This window comes from Halorubrum sp. Ib24, from assembly GCF_002252745.1.
Taxonomy (GTDB): domain Archaea; phylum Halobacteriota; class Halobacteria; order Halobacteriales; family Haloferacaceae; genus Halorubrum.
In genome coordinates this window covers 20,733-40,734 of sequence record NZ_NHOX01000039.1, presented here as the reverse complement: position 1 = coordinate 40,734, position 20,002 = coordinate 20,733, and the positions used below count along the sequence as shown (strand labels likewise).

Sequence of the window (20,002 nt, the reverse complement as noted above, 5' to 3'; positions counted from 1 at the left end):
GACTCAAAGGGGCAGTCGCGAGGACGAAGCCCGACGAAGTAAGCACCGCAGTGAGTGAGCGGAGCGAACGAACGAGGAGCGCAACGAGTCGCGCGAGTCGTCGCGACTGGGGCTTTGGAGGTGTTCGTCATCGGCCTCCAAGCAACTGCGTATAGCCGAGCGGCTGGGGCTTTGAGGGCGTTCACTGCCGAGTCGCCAGCATCGACTTATAAACGAACGCGTGCGACCTTCAGAACCGAACTCACGTTCCCGTCCGAAACGACCGATCAGGAGACGAACTTCAGCAGGTCGTCGCGGTTGTGCTCGTGGAAGCGCGTCCGGAGGCACTCCTCCAGCGCCTCGATGTCGCCGCGCTTCGCGCACATCGGCGCGATCCGATCGGACCACTGCTGCCACGGCGGGTACAGTCCCAGCCGGTCGCCGATCTCGTCGAGCCGCTCGTCGAGGTCGTCGATCTTGTCGGTCTTGTTGACGGCGACGATGGGCTCGACGCCGACGTCCTCCAGGAAGCCGTACATCTCCACGTCGTGGGGGATGTTCCCGCGCTCGGCGTGGCGGTCGATGATGTCGACGGCGGCCTTCCCGTCCATCACGACGACGCCCGCGAGGATGGAGTCGGCGTTCTCCTCCAGGTAGCGAACGATGTTCGTCTTGATCCCCTCGCGGTGCTCCTCCTCGACGCCGGACATGAACCCGAATCCGGGCAGGTCCGTGAACATGAAGCTCTCGCTGGCCCAGTCGAAGTGGTTCGGCTGCCGGGTGACGCCCGGCTTGCCGCCCGTCGAGAAGTCGTGACCCGTGAGCTCGCGCATCAGCGTGGACTTGCCGACGTTCGAGCGCCCCACGAGGACGACCTCGGCGTCGCGGTCCGGCCGGTCTTCGAACATACGCGTCCATGGGCGACTGAGCGGTTTAAAAGGCGCGTCGTCGGTCTCGGGCCGCAGCGGCGACCGCGGCGTCCTCAGCGGGCCGTGCCGACGTCGTCGCCGACCGCGCTCGCCGCGCCGCCGGCCGGCCCGCGCTCGATGCGGTCGTTCACGGTCGCGAACGCCGAGCCGAACATCCGGAAGACGGCGACCTGCCCGTAGAACTGGACGAACGGGACGAGCAGGAGGCCGACGACGGTGACGGCCAGCACGGCGGTCGCGACCCAGACGACGACCGCCACGACGATGGGCATGAGCACCGCGACGAGGTACTCGGTACTGAACAGGGCCGGCTTCAGGAGATCCGCGTCGAACGCGGCGCCAAGCTCCCCGCGGGCCGCGTACGCCGACAGCGCGGCGGGAACGGCGTAGTAGACGAGGAACAACACCGGGATGAACGCCAGCGTCAACAGCAGCCCGACGACGCCGACGAGCGCGCCGGTGTCGCCGCCGATGGCGCCGCCCGCTCCGGACACGACCCCGACGACGACCGCGTACACGACCACCGGGATCACCGTGTACGCGATCGTGATGATCGTCCCGATCAGACCCTTCATCAGCAGGTCGCCCCAGCCCGTGAACTCCGGCGGCACCTCGTCGCCGCCGATCGTCTTCTCCAGAACCCGAACGAGGTAGCCGACGATGATGAACGCCGGGACGACGAGGACCGAGAGGAACCCCAGCACGCCGCCGATGACGATTCGCCCGACCCAGTCGCCCCGTATCGGATACGAGAGCCCGTCTTCTAACATACGCCGAATCAACACCGATCTGATATATAAGACCGACGGTGAGTATCGGCCGATCGACCGATCGACCGGCGGACCGGACCGAATCGCGACCGGCGACGCCTCTCGCCTCGGGTCCGCGTTCGGGGGTTACTTGTCGCCGGGCGCGCTCCCTCTCGCATGGACAAACAGGCCGTCCGCGAGGCCGTCTGGGACGCGTTCGAGGCGGGCGACCAGGCGCGGTTCCCGTTCCCGCCCCACGACCGGATCCCGAACTTCGCCGGGGCGGACGCGGCGTGCGAGCGACTGACCGAGACCGCCGAGTGGGCCGACGCCGCGACGCTCAAGTGCAACCCCGACGCGCCGCAGTTACCGGTCAGGCGCGCGGCGCTCCGCGCCGGCAAGACGGTGTACGTCGCGCAGCCCCGCCTGCGCGATCCGAACCCGTTCCTCCGGCTCGACCCCGACGAACTCGCGGGGTCCGACCACGACGCCACCGACCGGCCGACGGTCGACGACGCCACCACCGTCTCTGGCATCTCGACGCACGGCACGCCGGTCGCGCCCGAGGACGTCCCGCACGTCGACCTCGTGGTCGCCGGCTCGGTCGCGGTGACGACCGACGGCGCGCGGATCGGCAAGGGCGAGGGGTACAGCGACTTGGAGTGGGGCGTGCTCCGCGAGCTCGACGCGGTCACCGACCAGACGACCGTCGCGACCACGGTCCACGAGCTGTCCGTGATCGACGGGCCGGAGTCGGCGCTCGCCGGCGACCTCGGCGACGAGCGCGGCGCCGCCCCGTCACCATCGCTCCCGGCTCCGGACGCGCACGACGTCCCGCTCGACCTGATCGTCACCCCCGAACGGACGGTCCGAACCGAGACGCCCTACGAGCGCCCGTCGGGGATCGACTGGGACGCGCTCGACTCGGAGCGACTGGACGAGATCCCGGTGCTCGCCGAGCGGGCACCGGAGCGAAAATAGGAGGGACTCGGTCGGCCGACCGCGGACCGCTCAGTTCGGATTCCTCAGTCCGCGCGCTTCGGCGACGGCGCGGACCGCTCCGTGCGGTGGTCGGCGACGTGACCGCACTCGGGACAGACGATGGTGCGCTCGTCGCCGTCGCTGACGACGAGCCACCCCTCCGAGACGGGGTTCTGGAAGCTGCACTCCGCACAGAAGAGGACCGACTTCCGGCGGGACGACCGGGGACCGCTGGCGACTGCGTTCATGTATTCCCGTAGTATCCGGACGTATATGGGTCTTGTTCGACCTGATCGTTCGGTATGTTCCGATCTGTGAATCAAAAACACGACGCTATTCGATTCAAACCGCTACGATCGTTTCGAGAAGTTGAATAAAACGACCGACGCCGGTCGCCGTCGTTTCCGGTCGATCGGCCCCTACCGCGCCAGCGGCATGTTGTAGCTCGTCTCCGCCGCCATCACGTGCTCCCACGTCGCCTCGCACTCGCAGGAGACCTGGTCGAAGACGCTCGGGTCCTGGCGCTTGTCGAAGTCCTTGACCGCGGTCTGGACGCGGTCGTCGCACTCGCCGCAGTTGTGCGCGCCGCGGTCGGAGCCGTGTCCGACCGGATCGGAGACGACGATGGCGTCGACGTCGGCGGTCTCCTCGAGGACGTGCGCGACCGACCAGAGCCACGGCGGTCGGTAGCCGCCCTCGAAGAACAGCTCGTCGACCATCGTGTAGCGCTGGACGTTCGTCGGGTTCATCGAGACGGTGTGACACCCGTCGACGTCGGCGCAGCGACGGATCGAGTCGATCATGTCGGCGGCGGCCTCCGGCTCCGCGAGGAAGGGCGGCTTCATGAGGAGGTACGCCTTGATCCCCACGTCCGCGTCGAACTCGCCGTCGGCGTCGGCGGCCTCTGCGCAGGCGTCCTCGAAGTCGGCGAAGTCGAAGTACTTGTTCACGCAGTCGTGGCGGACGCGGTCGGTGGCCGTCTCCAGTCCGACGGCCACGTCGGTCGCGATGCCGTGGTCGGCGAAGTCGCCGATCTTCTCCCGGCTCACGAAGTCCGGCAGCGACTCGACCACGATACGGTCCCGGTCCGCGAACGTCTCGGCGATGGCCCGGCGGGTCTCCGCGGCGACCTCGCGCTCGTCGAGGAACGAGCCCGACGTGTAGATCTTGATCAGCTCGGCCGGCGCGTCCGCCTCCTCGCGCTCGTGGTCGAGACACACCTCGATCTGGTTCATCAGGGACTCGTGGGCCACGCTCCCGCCCTCCACGGACTCGGCGACGTAGCCGCACATCGTGCAGCCGCCGGCGCGGGCCCACCGGCAGCCGCCGGTGTTCAGGATGATCGTGAGGGAGTTGACGACGCCGTCGGGCGTGTTGTCCTCGTCGATCCACACGCGGGTCGGCTGCGTCGGGTCGTACGTCTCCGAGCGCTCGGCGCGGATGTCGCGCATCACGGCGTTGTGCGCGTCCATCCCGCGCCCCTGCTCGTACGCGTCGGGGCTCGGCTTGCTCATTACCGGAGGAAGCGGGCGAGCGCGTAAAGCCGTGTCGTCATCGAGGAACGTGGAGTCCTCCCCGCAGCGACGGAACCCTAGTTACGGCCGGATCATCGTTGCCGGAGCGCGTACCCTCCCACGCCGGCGATCGCGCCGAGCGCGTTGACGGCGACGTCTCCCCGGGCGAACGATCGCCACGGGATCGTCGACTGCACGAGTTCGACCCCGAACCCGAACGCGACCCCCGTGCCGACGGAGACGACCAGTCCACGACGGGTCGCTCCGGTCGTTCGAGCCAGGAGCGCGGCGAGGACCGCGTAGCCGACGAAGTGGAGCGGATCGGTGGGCCCGATCCCGAGCGCGGCGAGCGACGAGACGACTCCGCTCCCGTCTCTGCCCGCGGCCAAGCCGCCGGGTACCGGGACGACCGACGAGAGGAACAGCACGAGCGCGAACGCGCCGGTCTCGATATGCCGGCGAACAGTCGACGCACCCCCGTCCCGATCGGGATCGGCCACGCGGCGTCGTTCTCGCCGGACGTAGTTAGCCGTGCGGAATGGCGGCGACGGAACGGGACCGGATCGGGACGCCCGAACGGCGGTTCCGCGACGTTCCCGTCGAAACCGCTCGATAGCACACCCGCTGGCACGCGCGTGTGGTCCCGTTTCGAACCCCTCGTCGTCTGCGGATCTCCGGATTGCCAGCCTCGTCGGCGTTTATGTACCACAACGCTCGTGGCCGGGGACCGATGTAACGCATATCGGTTTCGGTCGGAGGTGAACATCTAACACGCTGTGGTACATCTATAATGAACGAGCATTACATGACTGAAATGGGTGGCTACAGAGACAGAGTTGCACAGGTCGATCTCGGCGAGGGAGCGGTCAACTACCACGGGATCGACGAGGAAGACGCGGAGAAGTACATCGGCGCGCGCGGGCTCGGCGTCAAGTACGTCTTCGACGCCGGTCCGGACGTGGATCCGATGGGGCCCGACAACCGGTTGGCCTTCATGACGGGGCCACTCACGGGGACCCAGACCGTGATGAGCGGTCGGATCGCGCTCGTGACGAAGTCCCCGCTGACGGGAACGGTCACCGATTCGCACCACGGCGGCTGGTCCGGTGCCCGACTCAAGTGGGCCGGACTCGACGGGATCCTCCTCGACGGCGAGAGCGAGGACCCCGTCTACCTGTTCGTCGAGGACGGCGAGGTCGAGACGCGCGATGCCTCCCATCTGTGGGGGAAGGGCGTCCACGACGCGATCGACGCTCTCGGCGAGGAGGTCGACGGCGCCGTCGGCAAGAACCTCTCCGTAATGGCTATCGGGCAGGGCGGCGAGAACGGCGTTCGCTACGCCTGCGTGATGAACGAGGACGACCGTGCCTCGGGTCGCGGCGGCACGGGTGCCGTGATGGGCGCGAAGAACGTGAAGGCGGTCGTCGTGAAGAGCGGCACCGACATGCCGAAACCGGCCGACCCCGAGACGTTCCAGGAGGGGTACCAGCAGGCGATGGAGGTCATCCGCGAGTCGGAGGTCACCGCGCCCAACGAGGGCGGGCTCTCGATGTACGGGACGAACGTCCTGATGAACGCGACCGAGGAGATGGACGGTCTCCCGACGAAGAACGCGAAGTACACCTCGACCGAGGCGTACAACGACACCGAGGGGATCGACGTCGACGCCGAGCGCGTCTCCGGCGAGAACGTCCGCGAGAACATCCTCGTCGACGAGCCGACCTGTCACTCCTGCCCGGTCGCCTGCAAGAAGGAGGTCGAGGTCCAGTTCCAGCACAAGGGCGAGGACATGAACGTCCGCACGGAGTCGTACGAGTACGAGTCCGCGTGGGCGCTCGGCCCGAACTCCGGACACACCGACCGCGACGAGATCGCGCTGATGCTCCAGCGCTGTAACGACCTCGGCATCGACACCATCGAGGCCGGCAACATGATGGCGATGGCGATGGAGATGAGCGAAGAGGGCAAACTCGACGGCGTCGGCCACCTCGACTGGGGCGACTCCGAGACGATGGTCGACCTCCTCGACGAGATCGGCCACCGCTCCTCGGACCTCGGCGACCTCCTCGCGGAGGGCCCCGAGCGCGTCGCCGACGCGAAGGACGCCCACGGCAACAAGCTCTCGGTCAAGGGCCAGACGATGGCCGCCTACGACCCGCGCTGCATGAAGGGAATGGGGATCGCGTACGCGACCTCCAACCGCGGCGCGTGCCACCTGCGCGGCTACACGCCGGCCGCCGAGATCCTCGGGATCCCGGAGAAGGTCGACCCGTACGAGTGGGAGGGCAAGGGCGAGCTGACCGCCACCTTCCAGGACCTGCACGCGGTGTCGGACTCGTTCGACATCTGCAAGTTCAGCGCGTTCGCCGAGGGGATCGAGGAGTACGTCCTCCAGTACAACGGTATGACCGGCCGCGACGTCTCCGAGGACGAGCTGTTCGAGGCGGGCGAGCGGGTGTACAACCTCGAACGCTACTTCAACAACCTCGCCGGCTTCGACGGCGCGGACGACACGCTGCCGAACCGCTTCATCGACGGGCACCCGGACGCCATCCCCGGCACGGGCGCCAGCGAGGGCGAGCTCTGCGAGCTCGACGAGATGAAGGCGGAGTACTACGAGACCCGCGGCTGGGTCGACGGCGTCGTCCCCGACGAGAAGCTCGCCGACCTCGGCATCGACATCGGCCCCGGAACCGGCGTCTCCGCCGGCGACTCCGCGGCTCCGGCCGACGACTGAGGACGGTCGCCCCGTCCCTGCCGACCGCCAGCCATTTTTTAGTGTCCCGGGCCGGTAGCGGGGCGCATGGCGCACGACCCGCTCTCGCCCTCCGAGGCCCTCCGCACCCGACTCGGGACGGCCGCCGCGACCGTGGCCCTCCTGACGTTCGTCTACTCGGTCTTGATTCTCGGGCAGATCCTGCTCGGCCTCATCGTCGCGTTCGGACTCACGTTCGGAGCGTACCTCAGTTACCGCACGTTCGCCGTCCTCGACTCGGTCGCCGACGCCGCTCAGCGGTTCGCCGCGGTCAGGGAGCGCGAGGCCGAGCGGGGGTCCCGCTTCGGCCGCGCGACCGATCGCGACGAGTCGGCCGGTGACGGCCTCGGAGACCGCGAGGCGTCTTCGCCCGATCGACTCACCGATCGCGATCGGTAGCGGCGGCCCTTTTAAGTCCTAAGCCGTCCATTCCGCCCGGCATGAACGCCCGTCCCCTCGCGGCGCTCGGCGTCGCGATCACTACGTTCCTCGTCGTCGCCGCCCTTATCACCGAGGCGCTCGCCGCTCGGATCGCGTTCTCGGCGATCGTCGGGCTGCCGGTCGGCCTCGCGGCCGGGATCGTCACCGGAGCGGCGACGCGGACGCGGCTCTGGCGCTCGCCGCGGGCGCGGCCGGCCCTGCTCGGGATCGCCGCCTTCGGGTACGCGATCCTCGCCGTCGCCGCCGTCTCGTACGCCGTGCCGCCCGCTCGCGGGCTCGTGAGCGTCGCGACCGCGGTCCCGTTCGCCGCGGTCTGCGCCGTCGCGGCCGCCCTTCTCGCGCGGCGTTATCCGGAGCGGATCAGATAAGAGCGCCGGGCGGCGTCCGGGCCGACGGGCGGCCGGGTCGTGCGCCTCACGCGAAGACGACGAACCGAAACAGCCACAGCACGCCCATCCCGACCGCGATCGTCGCGAACACGTTCTCCGTCCGCCACGCGACGACGCCCGCGACGGCGCCCGCGATCAGCCGCTCGTCGAGGAGGGTCGCGGCGACGGAGGGGCGCAGCGTCACCAGATCGGGGAGCACGAGCGCGGCGAGCACCGCGGGCGGGACGTACCGCAGTGGGCGTTTTACTCGGGCGGGCACCTCGTCGATCCGGCCGAACAGGTGGATGAAGGAGAGCCGGAACCCGTAGGTGGCGATCCCGATGAGGAGGATGGCGACCCAGACGCGCGGGGAGCCCGTGCCGAGGGGCGCGCCGGTCACGCCTCGACCACCTCCGTCGCGAGGCCGACGGCGATCCCCGTGACCGCGCCGACGAGCAGTCCGAGGTTCAGCGGGAGGCCGGCCGCGACGACGGCGACCGCGCCGGCCGCGACGCCGGCGGCGGTCGTCGGTCGGTCCTTCATCGCGGGGACGAGCAGCGCGAGGAAGACGAGCGGCACCGCGAACGTGAGCCCCCACGCGTCGGGGACGCCGGCGCCGACCACGACGCCGACGACCGTGCCGATCTGCCAGACGACCCACAGCGACGCGGCCGCGCCGAGGTAGTACCGCCAGCGGCTCCGGGCGGAGTTCTCCTCGAACTCCGCGACCGAGATGGCGTACGCCTGGTCGGTGAGCACGTACGCGAGGCCGGCCCGGAGCCGGCGCCCGTACTCGGCGAAGTACGGCGCGATTGAGGCCGAGTACATCACCATCCGGACGTTGATCACGACCGCCGTTCCGACGACGACCGCGAGGGGGGCGTTCGATCCGAGGAGGTCCAGCGCGGCGAGCTGGGAGGCGCCGGCGAACACGATCACGGACATGCCGACCGCCTCCGCCAGCCCGAGGCCGGCGTCGACGGCGGCGATGCCCGCGACGAGCGCGAACGGGACGATACCGAGCATGAGCGGCGACACGTCGCGCACGCCGGCCCAGAGGTCGCCGGTGGCGGCGTCGTTGGTGGTGGCGCCGCCCTCGGTGGCGTCGCTGTCGGCAGCGTCGCCCTCGACGGCGTCGCCCTCGGCGTCGCCGTCGGTGGTCTCGCGCTCCACGGTCACTCCCGCGGGTAGACCGGCTCGTCGTACTTCGCGGCGAGGTGATCCGCGTGCTCCAGCTTCGCGTTCGCCTTGCGGAACGTGCCGAGCAGCGAGTGGACCTCCCGTTCGGTCGGGTGCGCGCGCCCGAGTAGCCGGCGCATCAGCAGCGCGTTCTTCTCGCGGACGTGCTCGCGCTGGCCGGTCGCCGCGAGGAAGTCGCCGAAGAACTCGTGGAAGCGCTCCACGTCGCCCTCGGGGGCCCGCGTGACCGCCGTGTCCGGGAGCTGCGTCTCGTCGACGGTGAGCTCGCGGAGCTCGTACAGCAGCACGGTCGCGGCCTGTCCGAGGTTCAGCACGGGGTAGTCGTCGTCCGCGGGGATCGAGCACACCTCGTCGAGCCGCGAGAGCTCCTCGTTGTTGAGCCCGCGGCCCTCGCGACCGAACACGATCGCGGTCGGCGCGTCGACGGCCCGCAGCGACTCCCGGAGCTCGGCCGGCGTCTTGAACGGGAACCGCTCGTGGCTCCGGTCGTCCTCGCCGGTGATCGCGGTGGTGCCGACCGTGTGGTAGTTCGCCACGACCTCGTCGAACGTGACCGTGTCCGCGTTCGGAAGCACGTCCTCGCGGGCGTGGCCGGCGAAGCCGTACGCCTCGCCGTCCTCCGTCAGCTCCGGCGGGTCGACCAGCTTGAGGTCCGAGAGGCCGAAGTTCTTCATCGCCCGAGCGATGGTGCCGACGTTGCCGGGCGTCTCCGGCTCGACGACGACGACCACCGGCTCGCGGCGGGTGGACTGAGCGCGGTCGTCGCTCTCGGCACCGGCGTCGCCCTCGGCCACCGCGTCCTCGTCCGCGCCGCTCATCGGTTCGACGGGTAGTCGGTCGAGAGGTCGACGTCCTCGAACTCGTCTTCGTCCAGTTCGTCGTCGGCGTCCCCCTCGTCGTCTTTCCCGGCGAGTTCGAGGATGTCGATCCGGTCGCCCTCGAAGTCCTGCTCGACGCGTTCTTGGATCTCCGCTTGATCCGGCAGGTCCGGGAGCCCGTCGGGGTCCTCCTCGACGTGCTCGACGGAGCCGTACCCGTCCGGGGCCTCGTTGCCGGCCGCGACCCACTCGTGGAAGCGGTCGCCGAACTCCAGGCCGCCGGCGTGCTCGCTCCCGCCCGCTTCGCGGTACCAGTAGATCAGTTCGGGCTCGTGTTCGGGGCAGAGCAGCACCTCGCCGTTGGGCTCCCCGTAGACGATCTCGGCCTGGTTACAGCGGTGGATCTCGCTTTCGCCGTGTTCGAGGTAACAGACGTCGCACGGCTCCTCGACGAGCGAGACGAGCCTGAAGAGCCGCTCTCGGGGCCCTTCGGGGATCTCGTCGAGCGGCTTGAGCTCGCCGTCGTCGGTGAATATCTCCTCCTCGTCGAACCGCCATCCGCGGAGGCCGACGCTCACTTTCGCCATGCGAGCGCCTAGACGAGGCGCAGATAAAAGCGCGTCCTTCCCGGGACGAGCGCGTCGTTCCGACCTCGGCGCCCTCGCGCGGGACCGCTCGACGACGCGCTCGAACGCCCGCCGTTCCCGCCGCGAGGCATATACGCGAGCGACTCGTACCCCGCCCGATGCGACGCCGGGACCTGCTGGCCGCGATGGGCGCCGGCTCGGTCGGGGGATTCGCCGGCTGTGCCGGCGTCGGACCGACCGCGAGCGACTGGGAAGCCGACGGCGAGCGCGACGGGAAGGCCGACGACAGCGACGGGAAGGCCGACGAGAGCGACGGGGACGGCGACGGCGCGGATCGGGCCGCCGAGTGGCCGTCCGGCGCCTACGCCGACTACGACGTGACTCTCGTCGAGGCCCGCACCCCCGACGGCGACCGCCTCGGGAGGGTGACCGCCGCGATCGCCGAGACGGGCGAGCAGCGGTTCCTCGGCCTCAGCGACGCCGAGACGCTCCCCGAGGACGCCGGGATGCTGTTCGTCTTCCCGGCGCCGCGGGAGGACCTGACGTTCGTGATGCGCGAGATGTCGTTCGGGATCGACATCGTCTACGCCGACGCCGAGGGGACGATCGTCGAGATCCACAACGCGCCGGAACCGGGACCGAACGAGGACGGGAGCGAGCAGACGTATCCGGGGTCCGGCCGGTACGTGCTGGAAGTCCCATATAAGTGGACCGACCGACACGGCGTCGCGGTCGGGGACGTCTTGACGTTCGAGCTGTGACCCCGCTCAGCGAGACCGCTCGCTCATCGCCGGCTCGATCGACTTCAGTTCCGACGTTCGAGCGACGTTCACCGCGAGCACGACAGTCATGACGGCGAACAGCGCCACGAGCGAGAGGGCGAAGACGGTCACCCCGACCGTCATGACCAGTTGGCTCCCGAGCAGTTCGCCCCCCATCGTCGCGAGGAGGGCGACTATCGCGAGTCCGAGCAGTCGATCTTCGGATTTCGTGTCCATACGCGTGCTTCGTGCCGGAGGGCAATAACGCGTGTCCGACGGCTGCCGTCATGTCTCACACTGACACGTGTCTCCGCTCGCTTGCGACCCGTTGCCATCCCTCACTCGCCCCGTTTATGATGCTCGCGCCCGTGGTACTGTTATGCGAACTGTGGACGCCGCGGGACTCGGAATCGGCGACGATCACCCGCCCCGGATCATGGGCGTGCTCAACGTCTCCTCGGAGTCGCCGTACGACCCGAGCGTGTACGACGACCCGGGCGAGGCGGCCGAGTACGTCGACGAGGAGCTGATCGGGGAGGGCGCCGACATCGTCGACGTGGGACTGGAGTCCGCCAACAAGGACCTCGACGTGCTCTCGGCCGACCAGGAGCTTGACCGGCTCGACACCGCGGTCGAGACGATGGAGTCGACCTCCGGCGACGCCGTCTGGTCGATCGAGACCCGGTATCACGAGGTCGCTGACGAGGCGCTCTCGCGCGGCTTCGACATGGTCAACGACATCTGCGGGTTCGCCGACCCCGAGATGCCTCGCGTCTGCCGCGAGCACGACGCCGCCGTCTCGAAGATGGCCTCGCCGCCGGACCTGGAGCGCCCGGGCGCCATCGAGGACGTCGACGACATCTACGAGGCGCTCTCGATGAACGGCCTCACCGACAAGACGATCCTCGACCCCGCCTTCGGCGGATGGTCCGAGGCGAAGACCCACGCCGACGACCGCGAGACGCTCCGCCGCTTACGGGAGTTCAGGGGGTACGGCCGGCCGCTGCTCGTCTCGATCAACCGCAAGAGCTTCTTGAAAACGATCGCCGGCCGGACCACCGAGGAGGCGCTCCCCGTCTCGCTGGCGGCCACGTCGATGGCGGTCGAGCGCGGCGCGCACGTGATCCGCACGCACGACGTCGCGGAGACCCGCGACGCGGCGCTCGTCGGCGCCGAGTTCGCCCGGGACCGAGTCCGGTCGGGACGCGACGCCGGCGACGTCGCCGTCGAGGAACTCGACGTGACGACCGCGCGGGAGGCGGAGCGCCACCTCGACCGGCTCGGCGCCGACCCCGCCGCCGCGGGCGACGCGGCCGTTCGAACGTACGAACTCGACGGCCTCCCGGAGCCGGCCGTCGGGGCGCTCCGGGCCGCGACCGCCGGAGCCGAGGGCGTCGACGGAGCGGTCTTCGCGCTCCCGGCCGCGGCCGACGCCGCCGCCGCCCCGCACTCCGCGACCGACGGCGGCGTACCCGACGCCGACGGGACCGGATCCACGGGACTTCTGATCTGTACGCCGACCGCGCTCTCGGCGGTCACGGCCGCGGTTTCCGGCGTGTCAGTCGCGCTCGATACCGCGCTCGAAACGATAGACGCCGGCTGGAAGTAAGAGAAAGTTTATGCCGTCGTGCAGACAACCGATCGACCGGACGCCGGAGGGGCACGCGGGTAGGGGTACTCTGTGCTACTCCGGCCCATACCATATTCCACCCCGCCAGCGGCGGCGCTGCGCGGCGCCGGGGCGGGCCGACCGATCCGCCCGCCCGAACACGGGGGAGCGAGCGTGAACTTCGAGACGTTCGAGCCGGTCTACGAGGCGATCCTCGCGGACTTCGGCTTCGAGCGGGCCGACGACGAGCGCGCCCGCGACGTCGCCGCCGGGCTGGCGACCCCCTTCCCGCTCGACCGCCTCGGCGACTGGCGCGGCGCGACGGTCGCGGTCGCCGGCGCGGCGCCGAGACTCGCCGACGACGTCGACCTCGCCCGCGGCGCCGACGTCGTCGTCGCCGCCTCGACCGCCGCCGACGTCCTCCGGGAGCGGGGCGTCGCGGTCGACTGCATGGTGACCGACCTCGACAAGAACCCGGAGACGGCGGCCGCGTTGACGCGCGAGGGCGTGCCGGTCGCCGCCCACGCCCCCGGCGACAACCTCCCCGCGGTCCGGAAGTGGCTCCCTCGGTTCGACGACGAGTGGACGCTGGCGACGACGCAGGCGGCGCCGACGGGAGTCGTCGTCAACACCGGCGGATTCACCGACGGCGACCGCGCCGCCTTCCTCGCCGACCACGTCGGTGCCGGCCGTCTGGTCTTTCCGGGGTGGGAGTTCGACGACCCGGACGTCGGCCCGATGAAGGCGCGGAAGCTGGACTGGGCCGCTCGCCTGCTGCGGTGGCTCGAACGTCGTCGCGGCGAGCAGTTCGACGTTCTCGACGGACGGCGGGAGGAGGCGGACGCCGCGCTCGACTCGGTGCTGCCCGGCCGCGACTAGTACGGCGACGACTCGACGCGGGCTTTCGGCAGCAGCTCCTCGCGGTCGCGGGCCTCCAGCCACTCCACGAGCCGTACGAGCTGGTCGGTCGCCGCCTCGAACAGCCGCGCCGCCTTCTCGGGCGTCACGTCGGTCGGGTCGCCGAAGGCGCCGTTCGCGGAGTTGTCGACCGAGTCGAAGAACGTCCGGGCGCCGTGGACCATCGCGTCCGACTCCTCGAGGTGGACGAGCCCGTCGTCGCGGGCGTTCTCGAACTGGTCCTCGCGGACGAGCTCGGGGGCGATGTGGGTGATCATGGCGGTCTCCTTCGGCCCCGCGTGCGGGCCGTTGTGCTCGAACAGCTCGTCGACGAGCTCCGGGATCGACTCGTCCCACATCCACTCCAACGCGTACGTCGTCCCGTCCTCGTGGAGCCGGCGCGCGACCTCGCGGAGGTGCTGGACGTTGCCGCCGTGGGCGTTCACGTAGACTACCCGGTCGATCCCGTGGTACGCGAGGTTGCGGGTGAACCCCTCGACGTAGTCCCGGAACTCCGGCGGGTCGACCCACATCGTCCCCGGGAACTGCCGGTGGTGCGGGCTGACGCCCACGTCGACCGTCGGCGTGCGGACGACGCCGGTCTCCTCGGCGGCCGCGCTCGCGAGCGCCTCGGCGATGAGGTGGTCGGTCGCGAGCGGGAGGTGCGGGCCGTGCTGTTCGGTGGAGCCGAGGGGAACGAGCGCCACGGACTCGTCCGACAGCTTCGCCCCGAGCTCCGGCCAGGTCCGGTCGGCGAGATACATACCCGCAGGTGGTGTTCGGGACGTATGAACCCAGTCGTCCCGGCGCCGTTCGCCGTCTCGTGCGCGGCCCCCGCGGCGGCCGGCTCGGCGCCCGTCGCGACGGCCGCGGTCCGCCGGTCGACGAGGGGGTCGTCCCGTGTCGCCACCCTTTTTGTGTCGTCCGGCCGAACTCGCTGGTATGTTCGGAGGAGGCGGCATGAACCCGCGGAAGATGAAACAGATGATGAAACAGATGGGGATCGACGTCGAGGAGCTCGACGCCGAGCGGGTCGTCATCGAGACGGCCGACGGCGACCTCGTCTTCGACGGCGCCCAAGTCACCAAGATGGACGCGCAGGGCCAGGAGACCTACCAGATCGTCGGCTCCCCGGAAGAGGTCGCCGACGCGGGCGCGGGCGGCCCCTCGGCGGTCGAGGGCGGATCCGCCAGCGCGGCCGACGAGACCGACGAGGCCGCCGACGTCGGTATCCCCGACGAGGACGTGGCGCTGGTCGCCGAGCGCGCGGGCGTCCCGCAGTCGACGGCCCGCGAGGCGCTCGAGGACAACGACGGCGACCTCGCCGCCGCCATCGCGGAGCTGGAGTGACCGGTTCGGCGTGACCGACGCCGCGTACCTCCTCGTTCACGAGGACCGGGAGTACCTGCTAGAGCCCGGCGAGGAGTTCGGCACCGACCTCGGCGTGCTCGAGGTCCCCGAAGACGTCGAGGGCGGCGACACGGTCGAGACGCACCTCGGCACCGCCTTCGCGGTCCGCGAGCTCCGCGGGCCGGACCTGTTCAACCACCTCGAACGCACCGGCGCCCCGATGATGCCCCGCGACGTGGGGCTCGTGATGGGCCACACCGGTGCGTCTGGCGGCGACCGCGTCCTCGACGCCGGCACCGGGACGGGGATCCTCGCCGCCTACCTCGGCCGGGCCGGCGCCGACGTGACCACCTACGAGATCGACGCCGAGTTCGCCGACGTCGCCCGCGCCAACATGGCGACCGCGGGGGTCGCCGACCGCGTCGATGTCCGCACCGGCGACCTCACCGAGGAGCTGGACGACCTCGCCGAGGACGAGCCGTTCGACGCGCTCACGCTCGACACCGGGGACGCGCCGGCCGTCGTCGAGCGCGCCGACGAACTGCTCGTCTCCGGCGGCTGTCTCGCCGTCTACTCCCCGTTCGTCGAGGGTACCCGCGAGGCGGCCCTCGCCGCTCGTGATGTCGGTCTCGACGGTATCGAGACGCTGGAGACGATCCAGCGCGAGATGGACTTCTCGGAGCGCGGCTCGCGCCCCTCCACCGCGGGCGTCGGCCACACCGGCTACCTCGTCTTCGCGCGAGCGCCCTGAGCCGGCGCAACGTTCTTTCCGGTCCCGACGCACCGGTCCGTATGGCTCCCTCGACGGGCGGCGACGGCGCCGCCGCTGGCGACGACAGCGCCGCCGCCGCCGCCACCGGCGGCGACCCCCCGACCGAGCCATCCGAGGTCGCCGTCGCGATCGACGAGTACGGCGACGCGCTCGCGGGCTCGATCGAGTCGGCGCTCGCGGGGCGGTCCGGCGTCGTCGCCGTCGGCGTCCCGCTCGGGCTCCTTCCGTCTGTCCTCGCGGCTCGGAGCCGTACCGCCGACGGCGAGCCGTGGCGGGTCGCCTGTCGCCCCGGCGCGGTCGACGCGCTCGAGAGGGCGTTCGTCCTCGGCACCGCCGTGGCCGAGTCGGTCACGGAGGGATCGATCGAGTTGCGGACGCTCACCGGCGAGGCCGTCTCCGCCGGCGACGCCTCGGCGGCCGAGACCGCACCGCGTTCGCTCGTGTTCGCGACGCCGGACCGCGTCGACGCCGTCGCCGGCCCCCGCGCGGACCGGACGCTCGTCTCCGAGACGGGCGACGCGACCGCCGCCGCGCGCGGCGCCGCATCGGCTCGGTTCGAGGCGGCGGCGCCCGCGCCCGTCGGGATGCCCTCGCGTACCCGGCTGCTGGCCGCGGCGCGCGGAGTCCTCGACGACCGCTTCGCGGACGACGTCGCCGCGGTCCTCGACGCGCTCGACTACGGGGCGGTCGGCCGAGTCGGGACCGTCACGGATCGGGCCCTGTTCGTCGCGCTGGCGGCCCGACACGACCATCTGTTCCGGGACCTCCGCCGATGGATCGACGGCGAGTGGAGCACCGGCGACGAATCCGGAAGCGCCGGAAACGAACCCGGAAGCGCCGGGATCGGCGCCGACGGGGTCGGTCCCGACGGCGGCCGCGTCGCGATCGCGCCCGGTCAGGAGCTCACGGACGACCGCCGGGCGCTCGTGGAGCGGAAGCTGATCGAGTCGATCAAGATGCCGATGGGGCCGGGGCGCCCCCAGTTCCGTCTCAGGGCGGTCGACGAGGCGCTCCTCCGGGCCGAGCCGACCGAGGTGCTCAGCGTGCTCCGCGGGCGGTTCGCGCTCCCGCTCGACGAGGACGGCACGCTCTACCGCGGTCCCGGCGAGGAGAGCCGTCGACCGGTGTGGGACCGGCGGCGGTGACCGCCGGCCGCGCCTCCCCGTCGAGAGCGCGGACGTGACAAGAACTAACTCCCGGCGGCGCCCCCGAACGGATATGCCGAACTTCTCCGACAGGGTCGAGCGGATCTCCATCAGCGGGATCCGCGAGGTGTTCGAGGCGGCCGGCGACGACGCGATCAACCTCGGGCTCGGACAGCCCGACTTCCCGACGCCGGCGCACGCGCGTCGGGCGGCCGTCGACGCGATCGAGGACGGGAAGGCGGACGCCTACACAGAGAACAAGGGGATCCGGTCGCTCCGGGAGGCGATCGCGGAGAAGCACCGGGGGGACCAGGGGATCGACTTAGACCCCGCGAACGTGATCGCCACCGCGGGCGGGAGCGAGGCGCTCCACGTCGCGATGGAGGCGCACGTGAGCGCTGGCGACGAGGTCGTGATCCCGGACCCGGGGTTCGTCTCCTACGACGCCCTCACGAAGCTCGCGGGCGGCGAGCCCGTCCCCGCGCCGCTGCGCGACGACCTCACGATCGACCCGGCCGCGATCGAGGCGGCGATCACCGACGACACCGCCGCGTTCGTGGTGAACTCGCCCGGCAACCCCACCGGCGCGGTATCCTCCGAGGCGGACGTGCGCGAGTTCGCGCGGATCGCGGACGAGCACGACGTGCTCTGTATCTCCGACGAGGTGTACGAGTACACCGTCTTCGACGGCGAGCACTACTCGCCGATGGAGTTCGCGGAGACGGACAGCGTCGTCGTCGTCAACTCCGCCTCGAAGCTGTTCTCGATGACGGGCTGGCGGCTCGGCTGGGTGTACGGCTCGGACGAGCGCGTGGAGCGCATGCTGCGCGTCCACCAGTACGCGCAGGCCTGCGCGTCGGCCCCGGCCCAGTACGCGGCGGAGGGCGCGCTCCGCGGCGACCGCGGGATCGTCGACGAGATGACGGCCTCCTTCGAACGCCGCCGCGACCTGCTCCTGGAGGGGTTCGACGAGATCGGCCTCGACTGCCCGACCCCGCAGGGCGCCTTCTACGCGATGCCACGCGTTCCCGAGGGGTTCGTCGACGAGTGCATCGACCGCGGGGTGATCGTCGTCCCGGGCGAGGCGTTCGGCGAACACGGCCGCGGCCACGCCCGGATCTCGTACGCGACCGACGAGAGCGAACTCCGCGAGGCGCTGGACGCGATGGGCGAGGCGTACGAGGCGGTCCGCTGAGCGCCGACGAGAGAGCGCGGTCGCTCGGTCGGACGGCCGGGGGCGAAGTAGCGTCAACATCTGCCAAACAATTACCTCGAAGCATTACCCGGGCGCGGGAGGTTTCCGCAAGTTATACTGCGACCCACGGAGTACCGAGAGGTAATGGACCGGAACATTCAGGTCAGCCGCCTCGACCGGCGGGCCGTCGAGGACCAGGAGGTCGAGATCGTCGAGCGGAAGGGTATCGGACACCCTGACTCGATCTGCGACGGCGTCGCGGAGTCGGTGTCGCGGGCGCTCTCGCAGCTCTACTTGGACCGCGTCGGCAAGGTGCTCCACTACAACACGGACGAGACGCAGCTCGTCGCCGGCCGCGCCGCCCCCGCGTACGGCGGCGGCGAGGTCGTCGAGCCGATCTACCTGCTCATCGTCGGCCGCGCCACGAAGGAGTACGAGGGCGAGCAGCTCCCCGTCGACTCGACCGCGCTGGCGGCCGCCCGCGACTACCTCGCCGAGGCCATCCCGGAGTTGGAGTACGGAACGGACGTCGTCGTCGACGTCAAACTCGGCGAGGGCTCGGGCGACCTCCAGGACGTCTTCGGCGAGGAGACCCAGCAGGTGCCGATGGCGAACGACACCTCCTTCGGCGTCGGTCACGCCCCGCTCACGGAGACGGAGACGATCGTCCACGAGGCCGAGCGAGCGCTCAACGGCCGGTATCACGACGAGCACCCCGAGCTCGGCCCCGACGTGAAGATCATGGGCAAGCGCGAGGGCGACCGGATCGACATCACGGTCGCGGCCGCGATGGTCGACCGGTACGTGGACGGGCTGGACGCGTACGACGACGCCGTCAACGACGTGCGCGAGTTCGTCACCGGGCTCGCTCAGGACCACACCGACCGCGAGGTCCACGTCGAGGTGAACACCGCTGACGACTACGACGAGGGGTCGGTGTACCTCACCGTCACCGGCACCTCGGCCGAGCAGGGCGACGACGGGTCAGTCGGGCGCGGGAACCGCGCGAACGGGCTCATCACTCCGAACCGGCCGATGTCGATGGAGGCGACCTCCGGCAAGAACCCCGTCAACCACATCGGGAAGATATACAACCTCCTGTCGACGCGGATCGCCGAGTCGGTCACCGACGAGGTCGACGGGATCCGCGACCTGCAGGTGCGCCTGCTCTCGCAGATCGGCCGCCCGATCGACGAGCCGCACGTCGCCGACGCGCAGCTCGTCACCGAGGAGGGGGTCGCGCTCGGCGACATCGAGGCGGAGGTCCTGACGATCGTCGACCGAGAACTGGCCGACGTCACCGACGTGACCCGGAGCGTCATCGACGGCGACGTCTCGACGTTCTGAGCGGCGGGACCGGAGGGTCGCTCCGCCTCGCCCCCCGACGACCGCAACCGATTTGAGGAGCCGGCGAGACCGATAGCGTGTGACGCGGGTGTGTCTCCTCGGCGATCCGGACGTCAACCTCACCTACGAGCTGCTGTCTCGCGAGACCGCCAGGGACGCGCTCGCGACGTACGACATCGAGGAGCCGTTCGCGAACAGCCTCGCCGTCGACACCGTGAGCCTCGGCGCCGCGGTCGCGCTGTTGAACGACCTCAACTGGTACCTCGTGCGCTTCGTCGACGAGGCGCTCGTCCGCGAGCCGTCGATTTCGACCGACGAGTGGCTCTCCCGCGACCTCGCCCGCGAGGTCCGCGACGGCGCCGTCCCGCCCGAGGAGACCGACCAGCGCCTGAAGGTGTTCGGACTCGTGGACGGCCGGCCGGTCGAGCCGCTGTACGTCCGCCGGAAACAGGGCGAGACGCCCGAGTACGACCTCCGCGACGTGGAGGAGACGGTCGTCGTCCGGGTGAGCGAGTCCGAGTTCTCGGGATAATCGGTTGTCGGTTATTTATATACTACTTGAGTGACCGCTACCGAGCCTCTGACCGACTGTTTATAAATCGGGA

Annotated in this window: 24 protein-coding genes; 13 read left to right on the top strand and 11 right to left on the bottom strand. The window is 70.4% G+C overall.

Going from position 1 to position 20,002, the window contains the following annotated elements; genetic code table 11:
• Positions 1 to 266: 266 nt before the first annotated feature.
• Both engB and DJ82_RS10120 read right to left on the bottom strand, forming a co-directional pair.
• Complete coding sequence (gene engB, locus DJ82_RS10125) at positions 267 to 887, bottom strand: GTP-binding protein EngB (RefSeq protein ID WP_094581727.1); 621 nt, start codon at positions 885 to 887, stop codon at positions 267 to 269.
• A 74-nt stretch (positions 888 to 961) separates the two neighbouring features.
• Positions 962 to 1,678, bottom strand: coding sequence for a DUF4013 domain-containing protein (locus DJ82_RS10120; protein ID WP_094581726.1), 717 nt, complete (start codon positions 1,676 to 1,678; stop codon positions 962 to 964).
• 156 nt (positions 1,679 to 1,834) lie between these two features.
• Here DJ82_RS10120 and DJ82_RS10115 point away from each other — a divergent pair, with 156 nt between their 5' ends.
• Positions 1,835 to 2,638, top strand: a complete 804-nt coding sequence (locus DJ82_RS10115; protein ID WP_094522191.1) for a 5-formyltetrahydrofolate cyclo-ligase — start codon at positions 1,835 to 1,837, stop codon at positions 2,636 to 2,638.
• Positions 2,639 to 2,682: 44 nt separating this feature from the next.
• On the opposite strand, the gene DJ82_RS10110 is transcribed toward DJ82_RS10115, so the two are convergent.
• The 3 genes from DJ82_RS10110 to DJ82_RS10100 form a co-directional block, all read right to left on the bottom strand.
• Positions 2,683 to 2,886, bottom strand: a complete 204-nt coding sequence (locus DJ82_RS10110; protein ID WP_094522190.1) for a hypothetical protein — start codon at positions 2,884 to 2,886, stop codon at positions 2,683 to 2,685.
• A 171-nt stretch (positions 2,887 to 3,057) separates the two neighbouring features.
• On the bottom strand, positions 3,058 to 4,152 hold the full coding sequence (locus DJ82_RS10105; RefSeq protein ID WP_094581725.1) for an archaeosine biosynthesis radical SAM protein RaSEA: 1,095 nt from the start codon (positions 4,150 to 4,152) through the stop codon (positions 3,058 to 3,060).
• 92 nt (positions 4,153 to 4,244) lie between these two features.
• The gene (locus DJ82_RS10100; RefSeq protein ID WP_094581724.1) at positions 4,245 to 4,652 is read right to left on the bottom strand and encodes a VanZ family protein; all 408 of its coding nucleotides are present in this window, start codon (positions 4,650 to 4,652) and stop codon (positions 4,245 to 4,247) included.
• A 305-nt stretch (positions 4,653 to 4,957) separates the two neighbouring features.
• Here DJ82_RS10100 and DJ82_RS10095 point away from each other — a divergent pair, with 305 nt between their 5' ends.
• From DJ82_RS10095 to DJ82_RS10085, 3 genes are all read left to right on the top strand, one after another.
• On the top strand, positions 4,958 to 6,889 hold the full coding sequence (locus tag DJ82_RS10095) for an aldehyde ferredoxin oxidoreductase family protein (protein WP_094522195.1): 1,932 nt from the start codon (positions 4,958 to 4,960) through the stop codon (positions 6,887 to 6,889).
• Positions 6,890 to 6,955: 66 nt separating this feature from the next.
• Positions 6,956 to 7,306, top strand: a complete 351-nt coding sequence (locus DJ82_RS10090; RefSeq protein ID WP_094527120.1) for a hypothetical protein — start codon at positions 6,956 to 6,958, stop codon at positions 7,304 to 7,306.
• Positions 7,307 to 7,347: 41 nt separating this feature from the next.
• Entirely contained in the window at positions 7,348 to 7,716 is a 369-nt protein-coding gene (locus tag DJ82_RS10085; RefSeq protein ID WP_094581723.1) for a hypothetical protein, read from the top strand.
• 46 nt (positions 7,717 to 7,762) lie between these two features.
• Here DJ82_RS10085 and DJ82_RS10080 read toward each other — a convergent pair whose 3' ends face one another.
• The 4 genes from DJ82_RS10080 to DJ82_RS10065 form a co-directional block, all read right to left on the bottom strand.
• Positions 7,763 to 8,116, bottom strand: coding sequence for an AzlD domain-containing protein (locus tag DJ82_RS10080; protein WP_094522185.1), 354 nt, complete (start codon positions 8,114 to 8,116; stop codon positions 7,763 to 7,765).
• A complete protein-coding gene (locus DJ82_RS10075) occupies positions 8,113 to 8,742 on the bottom strand; it encodes an AzlC family ABC transporter permease (RefSeq protein ID WP_094522194.1) in 630 nt (209 codons plus the stop codon). Before DJ82_RS10075 ends, DJ82_RS10080 begins: the two co-directional genes overlap by 4 nt.
• A gap of 149 nt (positions 8,743 to 8,891) precedes the next feature.
• The gene (locus DJ82_RS10070) at positions 8,892 to 9,734 is read right to left on the bottom strand and encodes an RNA methyltransferase (RefSeq protein ID WP_094522184.1); all 843 of its coding nucleotides are present in this window, start codon (positions 9,732 to 9,734) and stop codon (positions 8,892 to 8,894) included.
• Positions 9,731 to 10,321, bottom strand: a complete 591-nt coding sequence (locus DJ82_RS10065) for a hypothetical protein (RefSeq protein ID WP_094581722.1) — start codon at positions 10,319 to 10,321, stop codon at positions 9,731 to 9,733. The genes DJ82_RS10070 and DJ82_RS10065 overlap by 4 nt, the downstream gene beginning before the upstream one ends.
• A gap of 158 nt (positions 10,322 to 10,479) precedes the next feature.
• Here DJ82_RS10065 and DJ82_RS10060 point away from each other — a divergent pair, with 158 nt between their 5' ends.
• Complete coding sequence (locus tag DJ82_RS10060; RefSeq protein WP_094581721.1) at positions 10,480 to 11,082, top strand: DUF192 domain-containing protein; 603 nt, start codon at positions 10,480 to 10,482, stop codon at positions 11,080 to 11,082.
• A 6-nt stretch (positions 11,083 to 11,088) separates the two neighbouring features.
• Here the strand turns inward: DJ82_RS10060 and DJ82_RS10055 are convergent, their stop codons facing one another.
• On the bottom strand, positions 11,089 to 11,319 hold the full coding sequence (locus tag DJ82_RS10055) for a hypothetical protein (RefSeq protein ID WP_094522181.1): 231 nt from the start codon (positions 11,317 to 11,319) through the stop codon (positions 11,089 to 11,091).
• A gap of 142 nt (positions 11,320 to 11,461) precedes the next feature.
• Here DJ82_RS10055 and folP point away from each other — a divergent pair, with 142 nt between their 5' ends.
• Both folP and DJ82_RS10045 read left to right on the top strand, forming a co-directional pair.
• Positions 11,462 to 12,691, top strand: a complete 1,230-nt coding sequence (folP, locus tag DJ82_RS10050) for a dihydropteroate synthase (protein ID WP_094527115.1) — start codon at positions 11,462 to 11,464, stop codon at positions 12,689 to 12,691.
• 174 nt (positions 12,692 to 12,865) lie between these two features.
• The gene (locus DJ82_RS10045) at positions 12,866 to 13,570 is read left to right on the top strand and encodes a 6-hydroxymethylpterin diphosphokinase MptE-like protein (RefSeq protein WP_094581720.1); all 705 of its coding nucleotides are present in this window, start codon (positions 12,866 to 12,868) and stop codon (positions 13,568 to 13,570) included.
• On the opposite strand, the gene DJ82_RS10040 is transcribed toward DJ82_RS10045, so the two are convergent.
• On the bottom strand, positions 13,567 to 14,352 hold the full coding sequence (locus tag DJ82_RS10040; protein WP_094522178.1) for a creatininase family protein: 786 nt from the start codon (positions 14,350 to 14,352) through the stop codon (positions 13,567 to 13,569). The genes DJ82_RS10045 and DJ82_RS10040 overlap by 4 nt on opposite strands.
• A 178-nt stretch (positions 14,353 to 14,530) precedes the next feature.
• Here DJ82_RS10040 and DJ82_RS10035 point away from each other — a divergent pair, with 178 nt between their 5' ends.
• From DJ82_RS10035 to DJ82_RS10010, 6 genes are all read left to right on the top strand, one after another.
• Positions 14,531 to 14,938: a nascent polypeptide-associated complex protein gene (locus DJ82_RS10035; protein WP_094522177.1), complete on the top strand. Its 408-nt coding sequence runs from the start codon at positions 14,531 to 14,533 to the stop codon at positions 14,936 to 14,938.
• Positions 14,939 to 14,948: 10 nt separating this feature from the next.
• A complete protein-coding gene (locus DJ82_RS10030) occupies positions 14,949 to 15,689 on the top strand; it encodes a tRNA (adenine-N1)-methyltransferase (RefSeq protein ID WP_094522176.1) in 741 nt (246 codons plus the stop codon).
• A 41-nt stretch (positions 15,690 to 15,730) separates the two neighbouring features.
• On the top strand, positions 15,731 to 16,855 hold the full coding sequence (locus tag DJ82_RS10025) for a DUF5821 family protein (RefSeq protein WP_094522175.1): 1,125 nt from the start codon (positions 15,731 to 15,733) through the stop codon (positions 16,853 to 16,855).
• Positions 16,856 to 16,928: 73 nt separating this feature from the next.
• On the top strand, positions 16,929 to 18,050 hold the full coding sequence (locus tag DJ82_RS10020) for a pyridoxal phosphate-dependent aminotransferase (RefSeq protein WP_094522174.1): 1,122 nt from the start codon (positions 16,929 to 16,931) through the stop codon (positions 18,048 to 18,050).
• Positions 18,051 to 18,194: 144 nt separating this feature from the next.
• Positions 18,195 to 19,397, top strand: a complete 1,203-nt coding sequence (locus DJ82_RS10015; protein ID WP_094522173.1) for a methionine adenosyltransferase — start codon at positions 18,195 to 18,197, stop codon at positions 19,395 to 19,397.
• Between the two features lie 79 nt (positions 19,398 to 19,476).
• Entirely contained in the window at positions 19,477 to 19,929 is a 453-nt protein-coding gene (locus DJ82_RS10010; protein ID WP_094522172.1) for a DUF5804 family protein, read from the top strand.
• The last annotated feature ends 73 nt before the right edge of the window (positions 19,930 to 20,002 follow it).

Coding starts and splice junctions, on each gene's coding strand:
- DJ82_RS10015 (WP_094522173.1), top strand. CDS start 18,195: ATGGACCGGAACATTCAGGTCAGCCGCCTCGACCGGCGGGCCGTCGAG.
- DJ82_RS10020 (WP_094522174.1), top strand. CDS start 16,929: ATGCCGAACTTCTCCGACAGGGTCGAGCGGATCTCCATCAGCGGGATC.
- DJ82_RS10105 (WP_094581725.1), bottom strand. CDS start 4,152: ATGAGCAAGCCGAGCCCCGACGCGTACGAGCAGGGGCGCGGGATGGAC.
- folP (WP_094527115.1), top strand. CDS start 11,462: ATGCGAACTGTGGACGCCGCGGGACTCGGAATCGGCGACGATCACCCG.
- DJ82_RS10065 (WP_094581722.1), bottom strand. CDS start 10,321: ATGGCGAAAGTGAGCGTCGGCCTCCGCGGATGGCGGTTCGACGAGGAG.
- DJ82_RS10110 (WP_094522190.1), bottom strand. CDS start 2,886: ATGAACGCAGTCGCCAGCGGTCCCCGGTCGTCCCGCCGGAAGTCGGTC.
- DJ82_RS10040 (WP_094522178.1), bottom strand. CDS start 14,352: ATGTATCTCGCCGACCGGACCTGGCCGGAGCTCGGGGCGAAGCTGTCG.
- DJ82_RS10070 (WP_094522184.1), bottom strand. CDS start 9,734: ATGAGCGGCGCGGACGAGGACGCGGTGGCCGAGGGCGACGCCGGTGCC.
- DJ82_RS10115 (WP_094522191.1), top strand. CDS start 1,835: ATGGACAAACAGGCCGTCCGCGAGGCCGTCTGGGACGCGTTCGAGGCG.
- DJ82_RS10060 (WP_094581721.1), top strand. CDS start 10,480: ATGCGACGCCGGGACCTGCTGGCCGCGATGGGCGCCGGCTCGGTCGGG.
- DJ82_RS10090 (WP_094527120.1), top strand. CDS start 6,956: ATGGCGCACGACCCGCTCTCGCCCTCCGAGGCCCTCCGCACCCGACTC.
- DJ82_RS10075 (WP_094522194.1), bottom strand. CDS start 8,742: ATGCTCGGTATCGTCCCGTTCGCGCTCGTCGCGGGCATCGCCGCCGTC.
- DJ82_RS10035 (WP_094522177.1), top strand. CDS start 14,531: ATGTTCGGAGGAGGCGGCATGAACCCGCGGAAGATGAAACAGATGATG.
- engB (WP_094581727.1), bottom strand. CDS start 887: ATGTTCGAAGACCGGCCGGACCGCGACGCCGAGGTCGTCCTCGTGGGG.
- DJ82_RS10025 (WP_094522175.1), top strand. CDS start 15,731: ATGGCTCCCTCGACGGGCGGCGACGGCGCCGCCGCTGGCGACGACAGC.
- DJ82_RS10120 (WP_094581726.1), bottom strand. CDS start 1,678: ATGTTAGAAGACGGGCTCTCGTATCCGATACGGGGCGACTGGGTCGGG.
- DJ82_RS10055 (WP_094522181.1), bottom strand. CDS start 11,319: ATGGACACGAAATCCGAAGATCGACTGCTCGGACTCGCGATAGTCGCC.
- DJ82_RS10095 (WP_094522195.1), top strand. CDS start 4,958: ATGACTGAAATGGGTGGCTACAGAGACAGAGTTGCACAGGTCGATCTC.
- DJ82_RS10085 (WP_094581723.1), top strand. CDS start 7,348: ATGAACGCCCGTCCCCTCGCGGCGCTCGGCGTCGCGATCACTACGTTC.